The following is a 21,335-nucleotide window of genomic DNA, read 5'->3' as shown; positions in this document are numbered from 1 at the left end:
CCGCCCATCCTGCATGGGCGGAGAGCATGAAAGTCACTCGGGTCACCGACGGAGACACCCTGTGGGTCCGGCCCGCCGGAGGCGGCAAGCCGGTGAAGCTGCGCGTGGCCGGCATCGATGCACCCGAGATCTGCCAGGCCGGCGGCCGTGCCGCGCGTGCAGCGCTGGCCAGCCGCGTGGCGCGCCGCACGGTGGTCGTGAGAACGCACCGTCATGACGACTACGGCCGCGCCGTGGCGACCGTGCATCTGGGTGGGGAAGACATGGCCGGCTGGATGGTCGCGCAAGGCCATGCCTGGTCGGACCGGTATGGGCGTGAGGGCGGGCCCTACCTGAAGTTGCAGGCGCAGGCCCGGTCGGCGCAGCGTGGGCTGTTTGCCGATCCGCAGGCGCTGCCGCCCCGCCTTTTCCGCAAACAGCACGGCGCCTGCCACCCTTGACGTGCCGCTGCGCAGTGAATGCCTGCCGTCCTACAAAAAATTCCGCAGGCGCTGACGGGCCGCCCCAACCGGCCTGCCTACAGTGGGGATGTGCTCGCCATCCAGGCGGGCCGCACCCCATTTTCAAAGGAAGAAGCACCATGAACAAGCATCAAGTCGAAGGCCGTGTGGACCAGGCTGCGGGCAAAGCCAAGGAAGTGGCTGGCCGCGTGGTTGGCAATGAAAAGCTGGAGGCCGAAGGTCTGGCGGACCAGGTCAAGGGCAAAACCCAGGCGGGTTACGGCGACGCCAAGGAAAGCGTCAAGGACGACGCCAAAAAACTGATCGACAAGATCTGAACGCACCGCTTGCGAATCTCATCCCACACCAGGAGAGCCATCATGAACCCGACCCCTCTTCACGCGCGGCGCCCGCTTCTGGCGCTGGCGTATTCCGCTGCCGTGCTGCTGGCGCTGACGGCCTGCAACAAGGCGGATGACGGCAAGACCGTCGGCCAGTCGATCGACTCCGGCATCGCCAAGACCGAGCAGGCGGCCAAGGATGCCGGCAACACCATGAAGGAAGCATCCAAGGACGCGCAAGCCACGGGCAGCCAGGCCAGCACCACCATGGGTGAAAAAATAGACGACGTGACCATCACGGCGACCGTCTCCACTGGACTGGCCAAGGACCCGGATCTGAGCGCGATCAAGATCAATGTCGACACCAAGGATGGCGTGGTGACGCTCAACGGCCCGGCGCCCAGCGCTGTAGCGAAAGACAAGGCCGCAGACATCGCCAGGCAGGTCAAAGGCGTGACGTCGGTGAATAACCAGCTGGTGGTCACACCCGGTTAATTCACTCTTCCGCCCAAGCCGGTCACTGGCGCGCGCCTTCGGGTGGCGGGCCAGTGACTTTTTTATGGGCGTTTGCTGGAAGCGGGGGCGCCGGGCCGTGACCCTCTGCGCTCAGGGTGCGTCGACCAACTGGCAGCGCATCGCGCATGGATCCCCACAAGGCAAAGCGGGGTCCGGTTGCAGACAACCGGACCCCGTTGACAGGCTGGCAGGGCCGGCCTGTGTTACCCCATAGTGGCTAGTTCAAGGACGAACGACGATGTCGTTGCGCACAGCGCGGACGTTCTTGGTGCCGCGTGCAATGGCCTCAGCCTGGGCTTTTTCAGCGGCCGATTTGGCAAAGCCGGAAAGCTGGACCGTGCCGTTCAGCGTTTCCACGCTGATGGCGGTGGCGGCAACCGTTTTGTCCGAAGCAAACTTGGCCTTCACAGCGGTGGTGATGGCGGCATCGTCGATGTAAGAGCCGGCAGTTTCCTGACCGCGGGTAACTGCGCAACCAGCGCTGATGATGGTGATGCCGGCCAGGGCGGCGAATGCAATTGCGCGAGCGTATTTCATGGTGTTTCCTTGAAGTTTATAAATATGTTTTGGTGCTGAGAGTTGAGAAGCTGGCCGACTGACGGCACCACGCCGGTCGGTTTGCGAATGGAATTCATCGAAAGCGGTCGTTCCGGGTGCCGGAGGCCAGCAGGGAGCTGGCCAGGCCGGTGACCTCGGACGACTTCAGAGCCGCGAGCACGAGGCCGGTCAGCGATATCAGACGCCAGGGACGCAGCAACACGGCCGCTGCGCCCATGCCCGCAGAAATGGCCAGCAGCTTCAGGGGCTGCTCCTGGGCAAAACGCTGCATCCTCGGTCGGGCAAAATCCAGAGCCAGGCTGGCCGGGTGGCCATGCCACCACGATGAGGCCGTCTGTTTGACGAGCGACCAGGTGCTGGCCGACGCATCAATTTCGGTGTCGCTGCCGCCATGCTCGACCGCCGTGGCGTTGTCATGCCCCATCTGGCGAACAATTGCCTGCCGGCTCTTGTCCAGGCGTTCGCGGGGAGAAAGCACGGTGTTGTCGTTCATCATCGGGGTCAGGCTGCTGCGCGCAATGCCTGCGCATCGCGGTCCAGCTGGGCCTTGAGTTCGTCAAAACGGGTCGCGGCCAGGGGCTGCCGCGCCTTGCTGAAGGCGGCCAGAAGCAGCACCAGCATGACCGCCGGAATGGCAACCAGCACCCAGTGAAACTGGTTCAACAACACGCCCAGCATCAGGGCCACACCGGCCAGCGTCAAAAACACGCCGGCACACAGGATGACCAGACCCCACGCCAGCCCGCGCTGAAGCAGTTCCGACCCGGCTTCCGAGGCTTCCTCGTGGACCAGGGCGCCATAGGCCGACAGGTGATCAACCACCAGGTCGGGCCGTCGCACGAGAATGGAAAACAGCGGATGCAGCATGAAGCCTCAGTGGTCGTGAAGAGGGGGCGAAGCCGCGAAAATCAGCGCTTGTCGCGATGCACGGTCGAGGCCACCAGCAAGGCGACGGCGGCGCCCACCGCAGCGGCGATCAGGACGGACTTCACCGGCTCATTGGACACATAACGTGTCGTTGCGTCCGCATAGCGGTGCATGGAACGCTGCGCGCGGTCGCTGGCCTCCGAGGCCATGTCCAGGCTCTGGCGTGCCAGTTTCTGCGCCTGGGTGGCCAGCTTGTCGACCAGCGGGTCGATGCTGCCGCGCAAATGTCGAACCTTGTCCTCGGCGCGGTCCAGCGTGTCGTTGGCCAGGCTGCGGGTGCTGTCCATGGCCCTCTCGGCACCGTTGAGCATCTGCTCGGACATATGACGTGCACCCGACAGCGTGTCTTGGGCTTGGGGGTGGCTGGAGAGCGGGTTTTTCATGGGGTTCCTTGGGAAATGGAAAAAGACAGATCCGGCGCAATCTGCGCCTGGACCGGGAGATGGGAATTCACTTTCTTTTCATCAGGCCGACCACGAAGCTGATCACGGCCATGATGGCAAAGATGAAAAAGAGGATCTTGGCAATCTCGACGGCACCGGCGGCAATGCCACCGAAACCGAACACGGCTGCAATCAGAGCGATCACGAGGAAAACAACGGAATAGTGCAGCATGTCGATCTCCTTGCAGGGGCGCGCCCCATGATGTACGTGGCGCTCGCAAATGAAACACCTGTAGCAAGGTTAAACGTCGAAGCCCCATCCATTCATCGGTGAGTGCCGGATGCCCTTGTCGGCTGGCATGAACATGCCGTGTAGGACGCTGCCGATAGGCGCTTCTGCGCATGTGGCTGGGCCCGGGCCGGGGTTTGTTGTTGTGGCCCCGCCATCGGGAACGCCGGCGCTTAAAGCGATTTGGGCAACACTGCGGAGATGCGTGTGCCCTGGCCGGGACTGGAGGCCACGGTCAGGCGTCCGCCGGCCGCTTCGACCCGGTGCTGCATGCCGGCCAGCCCGTGGCTCGATCCCTTGATTTGCGTGGTGTCGAAGCCGTTGCCGTCGTCCCGCACCTCGACCATGATGTAGCCGTCAAAATCATGCAGGCTGATTTCGGCCTGTTTTGCATCGGCGTATTTGCCCATGTTGGTCAGCGACTCCTGCACCAGCCGATAGATCGTGAGTTGTGCGGAGCCGCCGAGCTCCACCGTCTCCAGGTCGGTGATGATGCTCAGGCCGGACCGGTCTTCGAATTCGCGCGCCAGGATTTCGAGGGAGGCGACCAGCCCCAGGTGCGACAGCGACGAGGGCCGCAAGTCCTCCACAATGCGGCGCTTCAGGGCAATGCCGCTGTTGAGCGTCTCGATCAGGTGCTGCATGCGTTCGGCCGCTTCCGGTGACATGACCCCGAGCCGCGATTTGATGCGTGCCACATCGAGTTTGGCTGCCGTCAGCAGGGCGCCCAGTTCGTCGTGCAGTTCACGTGCCAGGTGGCCACGCTCATCTTCCCGCACCTGCTGCAGGTGGGTGGCCAGCTCGGCCAGCGTGGCCGTGCGATCGCGCACTTCCTTGTCCAGCTGGTCGCGTTCGCGCTGCAGTGCTTCCTGTTCGCGCCTGCCGGCGTCCAGCAGGGCCCCGGTTTGCCGCAGATACATGTAAAACGCCAGCAGCCCGGCCAGAGCGATCAGGGCGATGCCGATGCGTGACAACTGCAACGACCGGGTGATCTGGGCCTGGGCTGTGCCCATCTTGCTGTTGCTGGCCTGGATCAGCTTGACGATCTGGCTGCGGATGGCGTTCATCTGGTCCATGCCCACGTCGGTGGTCAGCACAAACTTCCAGGCTTCCTCGTTGCCCTGCTTGCGCATGCGTACGCTGAGGTCCATCTCCGCCAGCTTGCGCGACACGCTGCGCGACAGCAGGCCAAACTCCGCCAGCTCCGCGGGATAGGCGGTGTAGTGTCCGCGCAGGGTGTCCAGGGTGTGGTTGAGGGCGGCGGTTGCCGCGTCGTAAGGTTCCAGGTATTTGGGATCGCCGGTCAGCAGGTAGCCGCGCTGCCCGGTCTCGGCATCCAGCATCTGCTGCAGCAGCAGATGGACGGCCCCACGGGTAGCCTGAGACTGCTCAATGCGGGTAACGGCCTGGGTGGACAGGCGAAAACCCGCTTCGTTGATGGAAATCAGAACGACCGCTGCCAGCACCGCCAGCGGCAGGCTGATTGCCATTTTGGGGATTGCAAACCATCTCATCCTGATCTCCGTTCGGCATGGATCAATAATTCGTGAATAATCGCTACTGAAGACAGAAGCCCGCAATTGCGCGAGGCCGTGTTGCTGCATTGTGCCGTTTGGCGATGTCAGCCTAACCAAGAGGACATGAAATGATCAAAATCGGAATTGTGGATGACCATGCCATCGTGCGCTCCGGGCTCAAGCAGTTCTTTTCGGATCAGGTCGATTTCAGGGTTGTCGGTGAAGCCGCCAGTGGCCGCGAGGCCATTGACCTGGTGCGAAATGTCGAGCTGGACATTCTGGTCATGGACCTGTCCATGCCTGGCCAGAGCGGAATCGATGCCCTGGCCATGATCCGCGCCAAGGCCCCCGATGTCGGCATCCTGATTCTCAGCGGGTATCCGGAAGAGCACTATGCGGTCAACCTGATTCGCCAGGGCGCCAGCGGCTACCTGAACAAGGAGTGTGATCCGATGGAGATCGTCAATGCGATCCGCGTGATTTCGCTCGGGAAACGCTACATCACGCCGGCAGTGGCCGAGTTGCTGGCGCAGCAGCTGAACCGGAAAAACGATGCCACGCCTCACGAGCAGCTTTCCGAGCGCGAGTTCCAGGTGTTCCTCAAGCTTGCCAAGGGCGAAACCGCGGGCGACATTGCCAAGGCGCTGTCCCTGAGTGTCAAAACGGTCAGCACCTACCGGACCCGCGTGATGGAGAAAATGAGTCTCGCGTCCAACAGCGACCTGACGTATTACGCCCTCAAGAACAAGCTGATTGACTGAGCGCCTGCCGCAAGCCGCCGGCCCTATTTCTGGGGCTGGCCGGCATGGATCGACCTGCACTGCTCGATGCAATAGTCGATCAGTGCGTCGATCTCGTTGGATTTGTCGAAGACCGCGTCCACGCCGAGCTGGGCGCAGCGCTTGCGGATGTCGGCCGTCGCGTAATTGCTCAGCACGATGACTTTTTGATGCACCTGGCGGTTGCGGCAGGCTTCGAGAACGCCCAGTCCGCTTCCCTGTTTGAGAAACAGGTCCACGATCGCCAGGTCCCATTGCTGACCGTTTGCCAGCAGCCAGGCCTTGCCTTCATTTTCTGTCTCCGCCGTACCCACTGCGTCAATACCGGCCAGCTCTTCGAGCGTAGCCAGGAGGTTGTCGCGGATGGTGGCGTTGTCTTCGACGATATAAGTTTTTAGTCCCACTGAGCTTCAATCCCGGTCTGCCATCCTTGACCGCGGCATTTTTCAAACGGTTACAACGGCTGTTGGCCGCACACCGATCTATCTGTTAACTAATGTATCCATGTCTTCAGACCGATTCTGACAGGGTGAGCGTGCTTGGTTTGTAGGAAGTTTCCTACGATGCAACTGTAGGCAGGCACTGACAGTCATCGATGGCTGTGGCCCACGGTGTGAAGGCGGTTACCGGCAGATACTTCACTGTCAGCTGATTTCCCCTTCGCTTTCACAGCGCGGTGCCAACCACTTGCAGGTGTCGGGCCTCTCCCGGTCTTCCCAAATCAAGAATCGCAGGCCGCCCCCATGACCCGTGTCGCTTCCACCGTCTCCCGCCTTCGCCTCCTCCCAACATGGGGTCGGCTCGTGGCGGGCGCGGCACTGGTTCTGGCGGTCCTGATTCTGGTGATTGTTTTTTTTCCGTGGGACTGGTTGCGCGGGCCGGTGAACCGCTACGTCAGTGACCAGACCGGGCGCCCGTTCGAAATCACCCGGCGGCTGGACGTGCAGCTGGGGCGCACCATCACGGTCAAGGCCGATGGCATCACCTTCGCCAACCCCGACTGGGCGCGCGACCCGTACCTGGTCAAGGCCGAGTCCGCCGAGTTCGACATCCGGTTCTGGCCCTTGCTGCGCGGACGGGTTGAACTCCCGCGCGTCAGCCTGAGCCAGCCGGTGCTGGGACTGCAAATCCAGCCGGATGGCCGGCGCACCTGGGCATTGGGCAAGGACACGTCCGATGCCTCTACCGTGCCGCTTGTTGGCCAGCTGCTGGTGGACCAGGGCGTACTCAATTATCTGGCCGAAGCGCAGGGGGCCGACATCAAAACCGAGTTTGGCATGGTCGCAGCGAGTGAGGCCGAAGCCGGAACAACGGCGGCGGCCCGCGACATGCCGCTGAGCTTCAAGGCGCGTGGTACCTGGAAAAAAGAGGTCTTTTCGGCCCAGGGGCGCGCTGGCAGTGTGCTGCAACTCAGCGACACCCAGATCAACCCGTTTCCGATGGACGTCAATGCCAGTGCAGGCCGTACAACGCTGCAAGCCAGGGGCAGCATCGGCAATCTGGCGTCGCTCGACGGCCTGGATGCCAATTTCGACCTCAAGGGCCGCACGCTGGCCGACCTCTACAACCTGCTGGGCGTCGTTTTGCCGGATACCCCCACCTATGCCCTGCGCGGCCACCTCGGCAAGCAGGGGGCCGTGTGGAAGGTGGCCGCCATCCAGGGGCGTCTGGGCAAATCCGACCTGTCGGGCGATCTCACCTACGACCGCTCGGGCCAGCTGGCCCTGCTGTCGGGCAAGGTGCAGTCCAGATCGCTCGATTTCGAGGACCTGGGCCCGCTGATTGGTGTGCCGACAGGTGCTTCACGCGCAACGACCAAAACCGTTGCCAAAGGCAAGCCTTCCTCGGCCGCCAAGCAGGTGCAGGCGGCCGGCAAGGTGTTGCCGACGGCGACACTGGATTTCGAGCGGCTCAAAACCATGAATGCCGACGTCAACTACAAGGTGGTGGATGTCAAGAACGCCGGCGCCTTTCCGCTGGATCGCTTTGACGCGCGCATTCTGCTCAAGGACGGCGTGTTGCAGCTCGATCCGCTGGACATGGGGGTTGCCGGTGGACGGCTGGCCGGCCTAGTCCGTATCGACGCCAACAGCAAACCCGCGCTGGTGCAGGCCAGACTCGAAGCTCGCACGCTGCAGCTGAACCAGCTGTTTCCGCGCATCGAACGCACCGAAGGCAGCCTGGGCAAGCTCAACGGGCGGATCGACCTGACCGGCCGCGGCAACTCCGGCGCGCAGGTTCTGGGCTCGTCCTCCGGTAGCGTGGCCCTGCTGATGGGCCGGGGCCAGGTCAGCAACATCCTGCTCGAGTTCATGGGGCTGGACGGCGGCGAGATCATCAAGTTTCTGGCCAGCGGCGACCGCAATGTCACCCTGCGTTGCGCTGCCGCGGCATTTGATGTCAAGCAGGGCCTGATGACCAGCCGGGCCATCCTGCTGGACACCTCCGACACGCTGATCAACGGCACGGGCCAGATCAGCCTGACCGATGAAACGCTGGACCTGGTGCTGTACCCGCAGCCCAAGGACCAGAGCATCCTGAGCCTGCGCTCTCCCTTGAAAATCACCGGCACGTTTGCCCGGCCGGCGGCCGGCCCCGACAAGGCGGCGCTGGCGGGCCGGGCCGGCATTGCACTGCTGCTCGGCGCGATCAATCCCTTGCTCGCGTTGGCCGCCACGGTGGAAACCGGACCTGGCAAAGATGCCGACTGCGAACGGGTGCTGGCAGTGGCCAGTCCGGTGAAGCCGCCGGACAAGCCCGCGGCGGCCAGCTCGGCGGCCAAATAGGCCGTGGCGCCTCAGGGGCGCCCGGCGTTCAGGCCGACGCGCCGCCGCACACCGGACAGGAGGGATGGCGTGCGACCCGCACGTGATGCCAGTCCATGTTGCGTGCGTCGAGCATCAACAGCCGCCCCGTGAGTGCCTGGCCAATGCCGCACAGCAGCTTGAGCGCTTCGGCCGCCTGCACCGTGCCGACAATGCCCACCAGCGGGGCAAACACGCCCATGGTGGCGCACTGGGCCTCCTGCACGGTCTCCGTCGGCGGAAAGACACAGGCATAACACGGTGAGGTGCTCTGGCGCGGGTCGTAGACCGTCACCTGGCCATCGAAGCGGATGGCCGCACCGGATACCAGTGGTTTGCGGTGTTTCACGCAGGCTCGGTTGATCGCCTGGCGCGTGGCAAAGTTGTCGGTGCAGTCCAGCACCACGTCGGCCTGCTGGACGTGTTCTTCGAGCACGGCAGCGTCGGCGCGCGTGGTGACGGCAGTGACCTCGACGTCCGGATTGATGGCGGCGACGGCCTGTTGCACGGAGTGCGCCTTGTACTGGCCGACACGTGCCAGCGTGTGGGCGATTTGCCGCTGCAGGTTGGTGGCGTCGACCGGATCGTCATCCACCACGGTGATGCGCCCGACCCCGGCGCTGCCCAGATAAAGCGCAACCGGTGAGCCCAGGCCGCCAGCGCCCACAATGAGCGCACGCGACGACAGCAGGGTGTTCTGGCCTTCCACGCCCAGTTCGTCGAGCAGGATGTGGCGGGAATAACGCAGCAGCTGGGTGTCGTTCATGGGCGGACGTGACCCGGGCAGTGCGGGGCAACCAGGCTGCCGGCCCGTCCGGACCAGCACCCTGGCGGGCAGACACGGTCAGTTTTCCTTTTTCTCTTCCTTGCGCTCGACCATGGTCTTGCTGATCATTACAGGCCGGCCCTTGAGCTGGTTGATGGCCTGCGCGAGCTGGAAGTCCTTGTCGCTGCCGAACTCGGGTGGGCGGCGCTGTTCGGGGCTCTTCCTGGACTCTTCTTCCAGGCGCTTGAGCGCTTCCTCGCGGGCTTTTTCACGGCCTGGGTCTTTCACTTCGGCACCCTGGCCGCTGGCGAGGTGTTTTTCCAGGTCGGCTTCACGCGTGCGCAGGGCCGCAAACGGACTGCCTTCCAGCGTTTCGTCCACCATCACGTCGGGCACGATGCCCTTGGCCTGGATCGACTTGCCGCTGGGCGTGAAATAACGCGCGGTGGTGAGTTTCAGGCCGGTGTCGGGACCCAGCGGCCGGACGGTCTGCACCGAGCCCTTGCCGAAGGTCTGGTTCCCCATGATGGTGGCGCGCTTGTAGTCCTGCAGCGCGCCGGCGACAATTTCACTGGCCGATGCCGAGCCTTCGTTGACCAGCACCACCAGCGGCACGTTCTTCACGGCCGCGGGCAGGCGCTTGAGCGGATCGGCGGCATTGCGGCGCTGGTAGAACTCGGGAGAAGCCTTGTAGGTGAACTTGCTTTCAGCCAGTTGCCCGTTGGTCGTCACCACGGTGACGTTCTCGGGCAGGAAGGCGGCCGACACGGCGACGGCGGCGTCCAGCAGGCCGCCCGGGTCGTTGCGCAGGTCCAGCACCAGCCCCTTGAGGTTGGGCTCCTGCTTGTAGATCTGTTCGAGCTTGACGACGAAATCATCGACCGTGCGTTCCTGGAACTGGCTCAGGCGGATCCACGCATAACCGGGCTCGATGACCTTGCTGCGCACCGACTGCGTGCGGATTTCCTCGCGTGTGATGGTCACCGGGAAGGTGCGGTTTTCGTCCTTGCGGAAGATCATCAGCGTGACCTTGGTCCGCGGTTCGCCGCGCATTTTCTTGACCGCTTCGTTCAGGCTCAGGCCCTTGACCGCGGTGTCGTCGATTTTGGTGATCAGGTCATTGGGCTTGAGGCCGGCGCGGTCGGCGGGCGAGCCTTCGATCGGCGAGACCACCTTGACCAGCCCGTCTTCCTGCGAAATCTCGATGCCGACGCCGACGAAGCGGCCGCTCGTTCCCTCCCGGAATTCCTTGAAGGACTTCTTGTCGAAGTAGACCGAATGCGGGTCCAGGCTGGCAACCATGCCCGAGATCGCGTCGGTGATGAGTTTTTTCTCGTCAACAGGCTCCACGTAGTCGGTTTTGACCATGCCGAACACGGCGGCCAGCTGCTGCAGTTCTTCCAGCGGCAGCGGCGTGAGTCCGCCCCGCGCAACCGCCTGCAGTTGCACGGTCGTCAGCGCACCGGCGACCGCGCCGAAGGAAATCCAGCCTGCTATCTTGAGTTTCTGACCCATAAACACCTTCATTTGCCCGATTTTGGGGCAGTTGTCACAGAATTCGAAACAATATACACCTTGGAGAAAGGCCCTTGCCAACAGTTCCCGCAGTCGACGCCACTCGGGTGCCAGCGTGCCGGAATGTTTCAGAAACGGGCCACCTTTACCTCGCGTTGACACAGGGGCGCCAGCAGGGCGCCGTCAGCGGTCCGGGTACTCAGGCCTTGCCTTGGGCGGCAACCGCCGCCTCGGCTTTGGCAATGGCCTCGCTGTCGCCCAGGTAATAGTGGCGCAGCGGATTCAGACTGGCATCGAGTTCGTACACCAGCGGAATGCCGTTGGGAATGTTCAGTCCGACGATGTCCTTGTCGGCAATGTTGTCGAGGTACTTCACCAGCGCGCGTATCGAGTTGCCGTGTGCCGCCACCACAATGCGTTTGCCAGCCAGGATGGCCGGCACCATGGACTCGTTCCAGAAAGGCAGCACCCGGGCCACCGTGTCTTTCAGGCATTCGGTCAGCGGTACCTCGCCGGGCTTCAACCTGGCGTAGCGCGGGTCGTCACGTTCGCAGCGCGGGTCGTTCGGCTCCAGCGGCGGCGGCGGCGTGTCGTAGCTGCGGCGCCAGATCAGGACCTGCTCGTCGCCATATTTTTTGGCAGTCTCCGCCTTGTTCAGGCCCTGCAGGGCGCCATAGTGGCGCTCGTTGAGGCGCCAGCTGTGAACCACCGGCAACCAGGTGCGGTCCATCTCGTCGAGCGTGTGCCACAGGGTGCGCGTGGCGCGTTTGAGCACGCTGGTGTAGGCCAGGTCGAAGTCGTAACCCTCGTTCTTGAGCAGCCGGCCGGCGTTGACGGCCTGCTGCACGCCGGTGGCGGTCAGGTCCACGTCGGTCCAGCCGGTGAAGCGGTTGTCCAGGTTCCAGGTTGATTCGCCGTGGCGGATGAGCACAAGTTTGTACATGGTGTGAGGCAGCTTCGTGAAGTTGAAAAGGGGCGGGCCCCGGCAGGGTGCCCGAGGCGAAAAAAGTGTCCAGAAAGGCGGGCAAAGACTGCGGCAGGCATCCGGGAAAGCCCAGGGGAAAGCCGGCAGCGCTCCCTGCATTCTAAAATCACTCCTTAATTGCAAAACCCAAGAAGGACTTACAGTGAAATTTTTCATCGACAACTGGATGCTGATCGCCATTGCGCTGGCATCCGGCGGAATGCTGCTCTGGCCCCTGATTTCCAGCGGCATGGCAGCCGGTTCGCTCAGCGCCGCCGGCGCCGTGCAGCTGATCAACCGTGAGAAGGCCGTGGTCATCGATGTCTGTGAGGCTCCGGAATTCGCCGCGGGCCACGTTGCCGGTGCCAAAAACCTGCCGCTGGGACAATTCGAGGAAAAACTGCCCGCCACCGTGAAAAACAAGGCACTCCCCCTGATTCTGGTGTGTGCCTCCGGCGCGCGCGCCAACCGGGCGGTGGCCATCGCCAAAAAGCTCGGCTACGAGCAGGCCCAATGCCTGTCGGGCGGGCTGAAATCGTGGAAAGAGGCTAACCTTCCCATTGAGAAGGCCTGAAAACCTGCCACTGCCCATTGACCCGACCCGGAGATTTTCGATGTCCCCTGTGAAGATATACCTGACCGCCTCCTGCCCCTACTGCATTCAGGCCAAGCAATTGCTCAAGCAGCGTGGTGTGGCCGAGATCGAGGAAATACGCGTCGACCTGCAACCGGACGAGCGCCAGAAAATGATGGAAATCACCGGTCGCCGGACCGTGCCCCAGATCTTCATCGGCCAGACCCATGTGGGTGGCTGCGACGACCTGATGGCGCTGGACGGCCGTGGCGGCCTGTTGCCCCTGCTGGCCGGCTGAACGCACAGGCGGCCGCTCGCACCACCCGGGCCGCGCGCTGTCCGGGGCCGGTTATCCGAACGGGGATAATGTCCCATGCCTGTTGTCCAGCGGGCTTTCATTTTTCAAGCAATCCGAAAGACCACCATGGCCGAAGCCAACCTTGACCCCGTGTTCCAGATCCAGCGCGTTTACCTCAAGGACGTGTCCCTGGAGCAACCCAATTCTCCCGAAATCCTGCTCAACCAGGAGCAGCCTGCGGTCGATATCCAGCTCGGCGTCGAGGCGGCCCCGATCGCCGACGGCCTCTACGAAGTCAGCGTGACCGCCACGGTGCACACCAAGATCGAAGACAAGACCGTGTTCATGGTCGAGGCCAAGCAGGCCGGCATTTTTGAGATCCGCAACATGGCGGCCGAGCAGCTCAACGCGGTGCTGGGCATTGCCTGCCCGCAGATCGTGTACCCCTACCTGCGCGGCAATGTGGCCGACGTGATCCAGCGCGGCGGTTTCCCGCCCGTCAACCTGGCGGAGATCAACTTCCAGGCCATGTTCGAGCAGCAACAGGCCGCGGCAGCCTCGGCGGCCCAGGAAGCCCCGCAGATCATCGTTTAAGGACGCGGTGGTACTGGCATTGCCCCTGGCCTTTTCATTCCCATGAAAATTGCCGTCATTGGCGCCGGTGCCTGGGGCACGGCGCTGGCCATCAGCGCGGCCAATGCTGGCGGCACCTCTGCGCGGCATCAGGTCACCTTGTGGGCGCGTGACGCCGCACAGCTGGCGGCGATGCAGGCGCAGCGGATCAACACACGCTACCTGCCCGGCATCGCCTTACCCGATGCCCTGCTGCTGGCGGGCGGCTCCGATGCTTCGCTGGATGCCGTGCTGGCGCAGCAGGACCTGATCGTCATCGCCACCCCGATCGCGGCCCTGCGCGGCATGTTGCAGCGCATGCAGCAGATTCGCGTGCCGGTGGCCTGGTTGTGCAAGGGGTTTGAGGCGCCACTTCCGGCTCTTCCGGCCGTTCCATCCATCTCCTCATCCTTCAAGCCTTTTGGGCTCCTGGCCCATGAAATACGGGCGCAGGTAGCTATTAATTTGAGAGCGGGCGCGCTCAGCGGCCCGAGTTTTGCACAGGAAGTGGCGTGCGGCCAACCGACCGCGCTGGTGGCCGCCAGCGAACACGCCGAAGTGCGCGACGCGCTGGTGGCGGCCTTCCACAGCCCGACCCTGCGCATCTACGCGAACGACGACATCGTCGGCGTGGAAGTCGGCGGCGCCGTCAAGAATGTGCTGGCGATTGCGACCGGCCTGTGCGACGGGCTGAACCTCGGGCTCAATGCCCGCGCCGCGCTGGTCACGCGCGGCCTGGCCGAAATGACGCGCCTGGGCCTGGCCCTGGGGGCGCGGGCCGAAACCTTCACCGGCCTGTCGGGCCTGGGCGATCTGGTGCTGACGGCCACCGGTGACCTCAGCCGCAACCGCAAGGTCGGCCTGCTGCTGGCCCAGGGCCAGAGCCTGCAGCAGGCCGTCGCCTCGCTGGGCCATGTGGCCGAAGGGGTGTACTGCGCCCGCACGGTGGTGCAGCGGGCGCAGGGGCTTGGTGTCGAGATGCCGATTTCCGAAGCGGTGGTGGCCTTGCTGGACGGGCAGGTGAAGCCGGCTGAGGCGGTGGCGGCGCTGATGGGACGGGATCCGGCGGCCGAGCTGCGTTAGCGGCTGTTGCGGGCCCGGTTGATGGTGTTTTATGGCTCCAGCCCTTAATCGACGGGCGCAGGAAGCTATTGAATTTGTAGCAAATGTTTTCTGTGGCTTGTCCTCCCGGACTTAATCCACGATTCATGCTTGCTGTCCCCCGCGTTGTTCAAAGTGCGGTAGCTTGCCAGCAAGCCGGGGGTTGCCCGGCGGCAAGTAACTTTCTTTTGCGTCGCCAAAAGAAAGTCACCAAAGAAAAGGCGACCCGATGGTCTGGGTCCCTCCGCTCCGCTGCGGGCACCCTGCGGTGCTCACCGAAAGCGGGGTCGAGCTCGAACTCGCTGCGCTCAGACAATCGCTCGCCCTGATCCGCTTTCGGCTGCGCTCCTCGGCCCAGCCCGACGGGTGGGGGAAAATTGCGGGTTCGGGTTCGGGTGCGGGGAGACATGACGCGCAAAGCGCGTCATGTCAGCGTCGAGCGGCCGTTATGTTTGCACGCGGGAGCAGCACACGCGGCCAAATGAAGTCCCCCTCCATCGCCCAGCGGGGCGAGGGAGCAACCGTGTTCAAAGTCAAGCGCTTTTTGGTGCCCAGGGCTCACTGTTTTTCACCATGGCATTCATGATGGTGAGCAACTTGCGCATACACGCAACGATGACTACTTTGGGCGGTTTGCCCGCTTGCCTGAGTCGCGTGGCGAACACCTTCATGCCTGGATTGCAGCGCATGGCAGAAATGGTGGCCATGTACAAGACCGCTCGCACATCGGCCCGGCCGCCCCAGACGAAGCGTTTGCCATGATGCTTGCCGCTATCGTTGGCCAGCGGCGCCACACCGGCCAAGGCGGCGATCTCGCGCCGGTTGAGGGTTCCCAATTCCGGGCACTTGGCCAGCAAGGTCACGGTGGTGACGGCGCCGACACCGGGAATGCCGCGCAACAAATCATCCTTGGCACGCCACACGTCAGAGGCCCGCAAGCGCCGGCTCAGGTCGGCATCGATCTCGGCAATGCGCTTGTCCAGCCAGGCAATGTGCGCCTTCAAGCTCTTTTGCATCGGTTTGGTTCCGGCCGTATCGAGCCGCAGGGTTTCCTGCACCCGATTGGCAATCAATTGCCGGCGCCGGCTGACCATCTCGTCAAGGCTCCGGGTCTGCTCATCCTTCAGAGGCCGCGCCTGTGGCCGGATCGCCTTGGCAAAGGCTGCCAGCATGGCAGCATCGACCCGATCGGTCTTGGCCAGGCGACCGGTGGCCTTGGCAAAGTCGCGTGCCTGGCGCGGGTTGATGACGGCCACGCGAAGTCCCTGCGCTGCCAGCTCGCAGGCCAGCCGCATCTCCAGACCTCCCGTGGCTTCCATCACGATCAACGCCGGCTGCGCCGCCGTCAGGCGTTCGCAGACACTGCGGATACCTTTATCGTCGTACTCGACATGTATGACTTCAGCGCTTGAATCAATGCAAACGTCCAAAGTGGACTTGGACACATCGATACCGACAAACACCTCCACTTCAGTGTCGTTCATACCAATACCCTTCCTTGCAATATGCGGGCTTGCAGGCCCAGGCAACCGTTCGGGCTATCGCTGAAAAACGATGTGACGCTCCTTGCTCCCTCGCGGGCTTGGATATCCCCAGGGGCGGACGAGCTGCCACACCGAAACCATCATCGGCCTGTTCATTCTAGATTTCTGAACATACAAGGGGCGGGGGGAGGGAGTGGGGAGTCGCTCCTGCTGTCCAGCGCGAATCAGGAACGCAGCGTGATGCCGCAACGCAGAGGTCAGCCCTTTTGCTGCATCTTCTCAATCCGCTCGCTCATGCGCGACAGCAGGTACCACCACTCGCTGTCGTCGTCGCGATAGGTTCGCACCGCTCCGGCGCGCACCAGGATCTTGCGCAGTTCGTCGTCGTCGAAACCGCCCAGGTGTTTTTTGAGCACCTCGAAGGACCGGTCGGTGAAGCTTTTGTGGCTCAGGAAATGGCGCGCGGTTTCCTCGGCCATGAACTCGGTCCGGTACTGCTGCTGCAGCGCCTGGATCTGGTGCTTGAACTGCTGCCGGTTCACGGCAAAGGTCACCAGGCCGCCTACGAGCGTGCCCAGCAGGGTGAACAAGGGGGTCAGGAGGGTGGGGTCCATGGCGGGCTCGCGGGTGGGTGGGTCAGAGGGGCTTGCCGGATTTGGGCAGTCCGCATTATTGCGGTGAATCAAGGCCCCGGCAGGTTTCAACCTGTGCGCAGCCTGCGGCTTCCGGATGGGACTAAACTGGTCTTGGGCTCACGCGATGCCTGATTTTTTACCACCGCACTTGGGAGCATGCCATGGACACCACCAGCAAAGACAAACTGATCACCGACATGAAAGTGGTCCTCACCGACGTGGAGGATCTGCTCAAGGCCGCCACCGCCGCCACCGGCGAGACGGCGGCCGCGCTGCGTGAAAAAGCTGCGGGCAAGCTCAAGCTCGCCACCGAAAAACTGACCGGCTTGCAGGAGGCGGCGCTGCTCAAGGGCAAGGAGGCGGCCAAGGTCACGGACGAGTATGTCCATGCCAACCCGTGGAGGGCTGTCGGCATCGCCGCCGCGGCCGGTTTCCTGATCGGCCTGCTGGTCAACCGCAGGTCATGATTGCCATGGCGGGAAGCACCGGCGTGCCGGTGTGCCTGTTGTTGCCATGAACACACCCTCTCATGACCGTCCGGACGGCCCCCAGCCGCCGCGCCTGTTCGCATCGCTGCGCCAGCTGGGCCTGACGGCGCTGTCCATGGCGCACACGCGCGTGGCGCTGGCAGGCGTCGAGCTCGAGGAAGAGTTGCAGCGGCTGATCGGCCTGTTGCTGAGCCTGCTGGGCCTGCTCGTGTTCGGTCTGGTCGGCGTCCTGATGGTCACCTTGATGGTGGTGCTGGCCGTGGACCCTGCGCAGCGTGTTGCAGTGCTGGCGTTTTTTGCGGCGGTGTACCTGGGCCTGGGCGGCTGGTTCTGGTGGCGCGTGCAGCGCACGCTGGCCACGCGGCCGCCCTTCCTGCAGGCCACCTTTGCCGAAATGGCGCAGGACCGCAATGCCCTGCAAGCCGCCGCGACCAGCGCCATGCCGCAGGGCAGAGACCCCCATGGATAACGCCACCCCCCAGAGCCAGCGGGCGCTGAGAAAGCAGTTGCTGTTGATGCGCTCGGCAACGGAGCGCGCCGAACTGGTCCAGGCTCTCGGTGCGGCGCGGCAGTCGGTGACGATGTTCAAAGGCGGTATCCCGGGAGGGGTGTTCGGTAAAGGCTTGCCGCTGGCGCTGGGCCTGCTCAAGCGTGCGCCCCTGCTCACCCCGGTGTTGTCGCTGGTGCTGGCCGGCGCGCGCCGGCCGCTGCTGCGTTACGCCTTGCTCGGTGCGGGTTCGGCCCTGCTGGTGTGGAAGGGTTACCAGTGGCTGGCAGATCAGCGCCCGCCTGCGACCGGGCCGGCAGACGAGGGCGATCCACCGCCTGCCTCCTGATCTTGCGCCTGCGCGGCAGCGTGCGCGTTCACCGGGCCTTTGATGCTCCTGAATAGATAGCTGCTTGCGCTCGTGTCTATTGGGGCGGAGGCATTTTTCTCTTAAAAGAAGCGGACTGACCTCAACTCAGATTTCCAGGTTGTCAATCAGCCGCGTGGTGCCCAGTCTGGCCGCGCCCAGCACCACCAGCGGCTCCGCTGCCTCGCTGCTTCCGGGCGGCAACAGGTCGGTGCGACGGCGCACGGTCAGGTAGTCGGGGGCCCAGCCGCGCGCGCTCAGGGCCTGCATCGCCTGGGCTTCCAGGACATCGAGCGTGTCCAGACCTTGCGCCCTGGCGGCCTCGCCCAGCGCCTTCAAGGCCCTGGACAGATACACGGCTTCGGCACGCTGCGCGGCATCCAGATAGCCGTTGCGCGAGGACAGCGCCAGGCCGTCCGCGGCGCGCAGGGTTTCACCGGGGACGATCGCTATCGGCAGGGCAAACTGCTGCACCATGCGCCGGATGATCATGACCTGCTGGTAGTCTTTTTTGCCGAACAGCGCGGTGCCCCCGGACTTGCCGGCAAACACGCAGGAAAACAGCTTCATCACCACGGTGCTGACACCGACAAAAAAGCCGGGGCGGAAATGCCCTTCGAGGATGTCGGCCAGTTCGGCCGGCGGATGCACCTTGTAGGTCTGCGGCTCGGGATAGAGGTCGTGCTCCCGCGGCGCAAACAGCACATCGCAGCCGGCGGCCTGCAGTTTCTCGCAGTCGGCTTCCCAAGTGCGGGGATAGGTGTCGAAATCTTCGTGCGGCGCAAACTGCAGGCGGTTCACGAAAATGCTGGCCACCGTCACGTCGCCCAGCGGTTTGGCCTGGTTCACCAGCGCAATGTGGCCGTCGTGCAGGTTGCCCATGGTGGCCACAAAAGCCGGGTGCTGGAAAGGCGCCAGCGCGGCGCGCAGGTCGGGGATGGTGTGGACGATTTTCATGCGTGCTATGTGGGATTGCAGTTCAAAAGAGGCGAACTATACAAGCGTGGGGTTCCGAATTCAGACCAGCCGGGGCCGCGGAACCGGCTTCGCCGGGCCGCAGGCGCAGCGGCCCCCTCGGGGGGCAGCGTAGTACACGGAGTGACAAGCGTGGGGGTCATATCTTCACCAGGCGTGCAGCGCATCGACCGGAAAACGCTGCTGCTTGACCGCCTGCACATAGGCTTGCATCGCGCCCTGCACGCTGTGGGCTTCGGCCATGAAGTTGTGCACGAACTTCGGCATTTTGCCGAGGTTCATGCCCAGCATGTCGTGCAGCACCAGTACCTGGCCGGCGGTGCCCACACCGGCGCCTATGCCTATGGTCGCGCAATGGGTGAGTTCCTTTGTCAGCGCTGCGGAGAGGGCCGCCGGCACCATCTCGAGCACCAGCATGGACGCACCAGCGTCCTGCAGCGCGTGCGCCTGGCTGGTCAAGGTGGCGGCGGCCTCGTCGCCCCGGCCCTGCACCCGGTAGCCGCCCAGGGCATGCACGGTTTGCGGCGTCAGGCCCAGGTGGGCGCAGACCGGAATGCCGCGCTCGACCAGGAAATGCACGGTCTCGGTGGTCCAGCCGCCGCCTTCGAGCTTGACCATGTGGGCGCCGGCCTGCATCAACACCACGGCGCTGCGCAGTGCCTGCTCTTTCGACTCGTGGTAGCTGCCAAAAGGCAGGTCGCCAATCAGCCAGGCGGTGGCCTGGGCGCGGCGCAGGCCACGGGCCACACATTCGGTGTGGTAGCGCATGGTTTCCAGCGTCACCCCCACGGTGCTGGACAGGCCCTGGCAGACCATGCCCAGCGAATCGCCGACCAGCAGGCATTCGACGCCGGCCGCGTCGGCCACGGCGGCAAAGGTGGCGTCGTAGGCGGTCAGCATGGTGATTTTTTCGCCCTGCGCATGCATCTCGCGCAGGCGCGGCAGGCTGACGGGTTTGCGTACCGCCGGGGGCGGCGCGGCGGGCAGCGTGCCGTAGGGGCTGGTGCTGCCTGCGGCCGGTGGATGGGCGGGTGCCTGCGTCATGGTTTTGTGTCCGGTGCAGAACGTGTCATGCCCAGGCGCTCCAGCAAAGCCACATCGGCGTCGGTGTCGGGATTGCCGGTGGTCAGCAGCTTGTCGCCGTAAAAGATGGAGTTGGCACCGGCGAGGAAACACAGGGCCTGCACCGCATCACCCATTTGCTGGCGGCCGGCCGACAGGCGCACACGTGCTTTGGGCATGGTGATGCGCGCAACGGCAATCGTGCGTACGAATTCAAACGGGTCCAGATCCTCCTGATCGGCCAGCGGTGTGCCTTCGACCTTCACCAGGTTGTTGACCGGCACCGACTCGGGGTAGGGCGACAGGTTGGCCAGCTCGGCCACCAGGCCAGCGCGCTGGCGCCGGGTTTCGCCCATGCCGACGATGCCGCCGCAGCAAACCTTGACGCCGGCATCGCGCACACGTGCCAGCGTGTCGAGCCGGTCCTGGTAGTCGCGCGTGGTGATGATGTCACCGTAAAAATCAGGCGCGCTGTCGAGGTTGTGGTTGTAGTAGTCGAGGCCGGCGTTTTGCAGTGTTTGCGCATGGCCGTCTTCCAGCATGCCCAGCGTCGCGCAGGTTTCCAGCCCGAGGGCCTTGACCGTGCGCACCAGCTCGGCCACTTTTTCAATGTCGCGGTCTTTGGGCGCGCGCCAGGCCGCACCCATGCAAAAGCGCGTGGCACCGGCATCCTTGGCGCGTTGCGCCGCCAGCTTTACCTCATGCGGCTCCATCAGTTTGGTGGCCTCCACGCCGGTGTCGAAGCGTGCCGCCTGCGGGCAGTAGTTGCAGTCTTCCGGGCAGCCACCTGTCTTGACCGACAGCAGTGTGGCAAATTCAATGCGCGTTGGATCAAAGTTTTCACGGTGCACGGTTTGTGCCTGGTGCATCAGCTCGGGAAAAGGCAGGTCGAACAGTGCTTCGATGGCATCCACGCTCCAGCGGGCCTCGGAGCTGGCCGGGACGCTCTGGCGCGGGCGATGCAGGGTGACGGGTTGTTCAAAAACGCTGGACATGTCGTGGCTCCTGGAGGTGAGAGTCGTTTGACCCCGGGTTTGATCGGGAGGGTGGTGCGGCCGGATCAGATGCCTTGTACTGCAATGGTGGAGCGCTCTTCCCGGATGCGGTTGGCGCTGTCGACAAACACCAGTTTAGGCTGGAAGCTGGCCACCTGGTCTGCCGGCAACTGGCCAAAAGCTGCAATGATGATCAGGTCACCGACGGCGGCCTGGCGCGCTGCCGAACCGTTGACGGAAATAGTGCCGCTGCCGCGCTGGGCGCGCATCGCGTAGGTCACAAAACGCGCGCCGTTGTTGATGTTCCAGATGTGGATCTGTTCGAACTCGGCAATGCCCGAGGCTTCCAGCAAGTCGTCGTCGATGGCACAGGAACCCTCGTAATGCAGTTCGCACTGGGTGACGGTGGCGCGGTGGATTTTTCCGGCGAGAAGGGTACGTTGCATGGAGTCTCAAGC

Annotated in this window: 28 protein-coding genes; 12 read left to right on the top strand and 16 right to left on the bottom strand. The window is 63.8% G+C overall.

The genetic code is table 11. From position 1 onward, the window contains the following. Positions 1–26 precede the first annotated feature (26 nt). The 3 genes from B7X65_RS10140 to B7X65_RS10130 all read left to right on the top strand — a co-directional run bounded on the left by B7X65_RS10140 (position 27) and on the right by B7X65_RS10130 (position 1,276). Complete coding sequence (locus B7X65_RS10140) at positions 27–440, top strand: thermonuclease family protein (protein ID WP_293594186.1); 414 nt, start codon at positions 27–29, stop codon at positions 438–440. A 140-nt stretch (positions 441–580) separates the two neighbouring features. Then, positions 581–778, top strand: a complete 198-nt coding sequence (locus B7X65_RS10135) for a CsbD family protein (protein ID WP_293594185.1) — start codon at positions 581–583, stop codon at positions 776–778. 42 nt (positions 779–820) lie between these two features. Continuing rightward, on the top strand, positions 821–1,276 hold the full coding sequence (locus tag B7X65_RS10130) for a BON domain-containing protein (RefSeq protein ID WP_293594184.1): 456 nt from the start codon (positions 821–823) through the stop codon (positions 1,274–1,276). A 243-nt stretch (positions 1,277–1,519) separates the two neighbouring features. On the opposite strand, the gene B7X65_RS10125 is transcribed toward B7X65_RS10130, so the two are convergent. The 6 genes from B7X65_RS10125 to B7X65_RS10100 form a co-directional block, all read right to left on the bottom strand. After that, a complete protein-coding gene (locus tag B7X65_RS10125) occupies positions 1,520–1,834 on the bottom strand; it encodes a BON domain-containing protein (protein WP_293594183.1) in 315 nt (104 codons plus the stop codon). A gap of 94 nt (positions 1,835–1,928) precedes the next feature. Beyond that, complete coding sequence (locus tag B7X65_RS10120; protein WP_293594182.1) at positions 1,929–2,351, bottom strand: hypothetical protein; 423 nt, start codon at positions 2,349–2,351, stop codon at positions 1,929–1,931. Between the two features lie 5 nt (positions 2,352–2,356). Further along, positions 2,357–2,722, bottom strand: a complete 366-nt coding sequence (locus tag B7X65_RS10115) for a hypothetical protein (RefSeq protein ID WP_293594181.1) — start codon at positions 2,720–2,722, stop codon at positions 2,357–2,359. A 41-nt stretch (positions 2,723–2,763) separates the two neighbouring features. Next, positions 2,764–3,165: a hypothetical protein gene (locus tag B7X65_RS10110; RefSeq protein ID WP_293594180.1), complete on the bottom strand. Its 402-nt coding sequence runs from the start codon at positions 3,163–3,165 to the stop codon at positions 2,764–2,766. Between the two features lie 67 nt (positions 3,166–3,232). Further along, positions 3,233–3,397 (bottom strand): DUF1328 domain-containing protein, encoded by a 165-nt coding sequence (locus tag B7X65_RS10105; protein ID WP_096667256.1) that lies wholly within the window; start codon positions 3,395–3,397, stop codon positions 3,233–3,235. A 230-nt stretch (positions 3,398–3,627) separates the two neighbouring features. Next, positions 3,628–4,944: a CHASE3 domain-containing protein gene (locus tag B7X65_RS10100; protein WP_293594179.1), complete on the bottom strand. Its 1,317-nt coding sequence runs from the start codon at positions 4,942–4,944 to the stop codon at positions 3,628–3,630. A 155-nt stretch (positions 4,945–5,099) separates the two neighbouring features. On the opposite strand from B7X65_RS10100, the gene B7X65_RS10095 reads away from it, so the two are divergent. Then, positions 5,100–5,732, top strand: a complete 633-nt coding sequence (locus B7X65_RS10095; RefSeq protein ID WP_096698225.1) for a response regulator transcription factor — start codon at positions 5,100–5,102, stop codon at positions 5,730–5,732. A 23-nt stretch (positions 5,733–5,755) separates the two neighbouring features. Here the strand turns inward: B7X65_RS10095 and B7X65_RS10090 are convergent, their stop codons facing one another. Next, positions 5,756–6,154: a response regulator gene (locus tag B7X65_RS10090; protein ID WP_293594178.1), complete on the bottom strand. Its 399-nt coding sequence runs from the start codon at positions 6,152–6,154 to the stop codon at positions 5,756–5,758. Between the two features lie 339 nt (positions 6,155–6,493). Here B7X65_RS10090 and B7X65_RS10085 point away from each other — a divergent pair, with 339 nt between their 5' ends. Next, a complete protein-coding gene (locus B7X65_RS10085) occupies positions 6,494–8,536 on the top strand; it encodes an AsmA family protein (protein WP_293594177.1) in 2,043 nt (680 codons plus the stop codon). A 28-nt stretch (positions 8,537–8,564) separates the two neighbouring features. Here B7X65_RS10085 and B7X65_RS10080 read toward each other — a convergent pair whose 3' ends face one another. The 3 genes from B7X65_RS10080 to gpmA all read right to left on the bottom strand — a co-directional run bounded on the left by B7X65_RS10080 (position 8,565) and on the right by gpmA (position 11,778). After that, positions 8,565–9,320, bottom strand: a complete 756-nt coding sequence (locus B7X65_RS10080) for a HesA/MoeB/ThiF family protein (RefSeq protein WP_293594176.1) — start codon at positions 9,318–9,320, stop codon at positions 8,565–8,567. Between the two features lie 78 nt (positions 9,321–9,398). Then, on the bottom strand, positions 9,399–10,835 hold the full coding sequence (locus tag B7X65_RS10075) for a S41 family peptidase (RefSeq protein WP_293594175.1): 1,437 nt from the start codon (positions 10,833–10,835) through the stop codon (positions 9,399–9,401). A gap of 199 nt (positions 10,836–11,034) precedes the next feature. Beyond that, positions 11,035–11,778: a 2,3-diphosphoglycerate-dependent phosphoglycerate mutase gene (gene gpmA, locus B7X65_RS10070; RefSeq protein WP_293594174.1), complete on the bottom strand. Its 744-nt coding sequence runs from the start codon at positions 11,776–11,778 to the stop codon at positions 11,035–11,037. 184 nt (positions 11,779–11,962) lie between these two features. Here gpmA and B7X65_RS10065 point away from each other — a divergent pair, with 184 nt between their 5' ends. From B7X65_RS10065 to B7X65_RS10050, 4 genes are all read left to right on the top strand, one after another. After that, a complete protein-coding gene (locus B7X65_RS10065; RefSeq protein ID WP_293594173.1) occupies positions 11,963–12,373 on the top strand; it encodes a rhodanese-like domain-containing protein in 411 nt (136 codons plus the stop codon). Positions 12,374–12,413: 40 nt separating this feature from the next. Continuing rightward, a complete protein-coding gene (gene grxC / locus B7X65_RS10060) occupies positions 12,414–12,671 on the top strand; it encodes a glutaredoxin 3 (RefSeq protein ID WP_293594172.1) in 258 nt (85 codons plus the stop codon). 126 nt (positions 12,672–12,797) lie between these two features. Next, a complete protein-coding gene (gene secB, locus B7X65_RS10055) occupies positions 12,798–13,265 on the top strand; it encodes a protein-export chaperone SecB (RefSeq protein ID WP_293594171.1) in 468 nt (155 codons plus the stop codon). A 42-nt stretch (positions 13,266–13,307) separates the two neighbouring features. Continuing rightward, the gene (locus B7X65_RS10050; protein WP_293594170.1) at positions 13,308–14,366 is read left to right on the top strand and encodes an NAD(P)H-dependent glycerol-3-phosphate dehydrogenase; all 1,059 of its coding nucleotides are present in this window, start codon (positions 13,308–13,310) and stop codon (positions 14,364–14,366) included. A 551-nt stretch (positions 14,367–14,917) separates the two neighbouring features. Here B7X65_RS10050 and B7X65_RS10045 read toward each other — a convergent pair. Continuing rightward, positions 14,918–15,868 carry an IS110 family transposase gene (locus B7X65_RS10045; RefSeq protein WP_293594169.1) on the bottom strand — a complete coding sequence of 317 codons (951 nt, stop codon included), beginning with the start codon at positions 15,866–15,868 and terminating at the stop codon, positions 14,918–14,920. A 257-nt stretch (positions 15,869–16,125) separates the two neighbouring features. Continuing rightward, complete coding sequence (locus B7X65_RS10040; protein WP_293594168.1) at positions 16,126–16,482, bottom strand: hypothetical protein; 357 nt, start codon at positions 16,480–16,482, stop codon at positions 16,126–16,128. A gap of 182 nt (positions 16,483–16,664) precedes the next feature. Here B7X65_RS10040 and B7X65_RS10035 point away from each other — a divergent pair, with 182 nt between their 5' ends. Genes B7X65_RS10035 through B7X65_RS10025 form a run of 3 tightly spaced genes read left to right on the top strand, consistent with a single transcriptional unit; the run spans position 16,665 to position 17,827 of the window. Continuing rightward, positions 16,665–16,970, top strand: a complete 306-nt coding sequence (locus B7X65_RS10035; protein ID WP_293594167.1) for a DUF883 family protein — start codon at positions 16,665–16,667, stop codon at positions 16,968–16,970. Positions 16,971–17,016: 46 nt separating this feature from the next. Continuing rightward, a complete protein-coding gene (locus tag B7X65_RS10030) occupies positions 17,017–17,460 on the top strand; it encodes a phage holin family protein (RefSeq protein WP_293594166.1) in 444 nt (147 codons plus the stop codon). Then, the gene (locus B7X65_RS10025) at positions 17,453–17,827 is read left to right on the top strand and encodes a DUF3318 domain-containing protein (protein WP_293594165.1); all 375 of its coding nucleotides are present in this window, start codon (positions 17,453–17,455) and stop codon (positions 17,825–17,827) included. Before B7X65_RS10030 ends, B7X65_RS10025 begins: the two co-directional genes overlap by 8 nt. 126 nt (positions 17,828–17,953) lie before the next feature. Here the strand turns inward: B7X65_RS10025 and panC are convergent, their stop codons facing one another. The 4 genes from panC to panD form a co-directional block, all read right to left on the bottom strand. Beyond that, on the bottom strand, positions 17,954–18,802 hold the full coding sequence (gene panC, locus B7X65_RS10020) for a pantoate--beta-alanine ligase (RefSeq protein WP_293594164.1): 849 nt from the start codon (positions 18,800–18,802) through the stop codon (positions 17,954–17,956). A gap of 165 nt (positions 18,803–18,967) precedes the next feature. Next, positions 18,968–19,864 carry a 3-methyl-2-oxobutanoate hydroxymethyltransferase gene (gene panB, locus B7X65_RS10015; RefSeq protein WP_293594163.1) on the bottom strand — a complete coding sequence of 299 codons (897 nt, stop codon included), beginning with the start codon at positions 19,862–19,864 and terminating at the stop codon, positions 18,968–18,970. After that, positions 19,861–20,877 (bottom strand): biotin synthase BioB, encoded by a 1,017-nt coding sequence (gene bioB / locus B7X65_RS10010; RefSeq protein WP_293594162.1) that lies wholly within the window; start codon positions 20,875–20,877, stop codon positions 19,861–19,863. The genes panB and bioB overlap by 4 nt, the downstream gene beginning before the upstream one ends. 65 nt (positions 20,878–20,942) lie before the next feature. Then, a complete protein-coding gene (gene panD / locus B7X65_RS10005) occupies positions 20,943–21,323 on the bottom strand; it encodes an aspartate 1-decarboxylase (protein ID WP_293594161.1) in 381 nt (126 codons plus the stop codon). Positions 21,324–21,335: the final 12 nt, after the last annotated feature.

It is taken from the genome of Polaromonas sp. 39-63-25 (genome assembly GCF_002278925.1).
GTDB lineage: Bacteria > Pseudomonadota > Gammaproteobacteria > Burkholderiales > Burkholderiaceae_C > Polaromonas.
The sequence above is the reverse complement of the archived record's forward strand: the minus strand, read 5'-3'. Positions and strand labels throughout refer to the sequence as shown.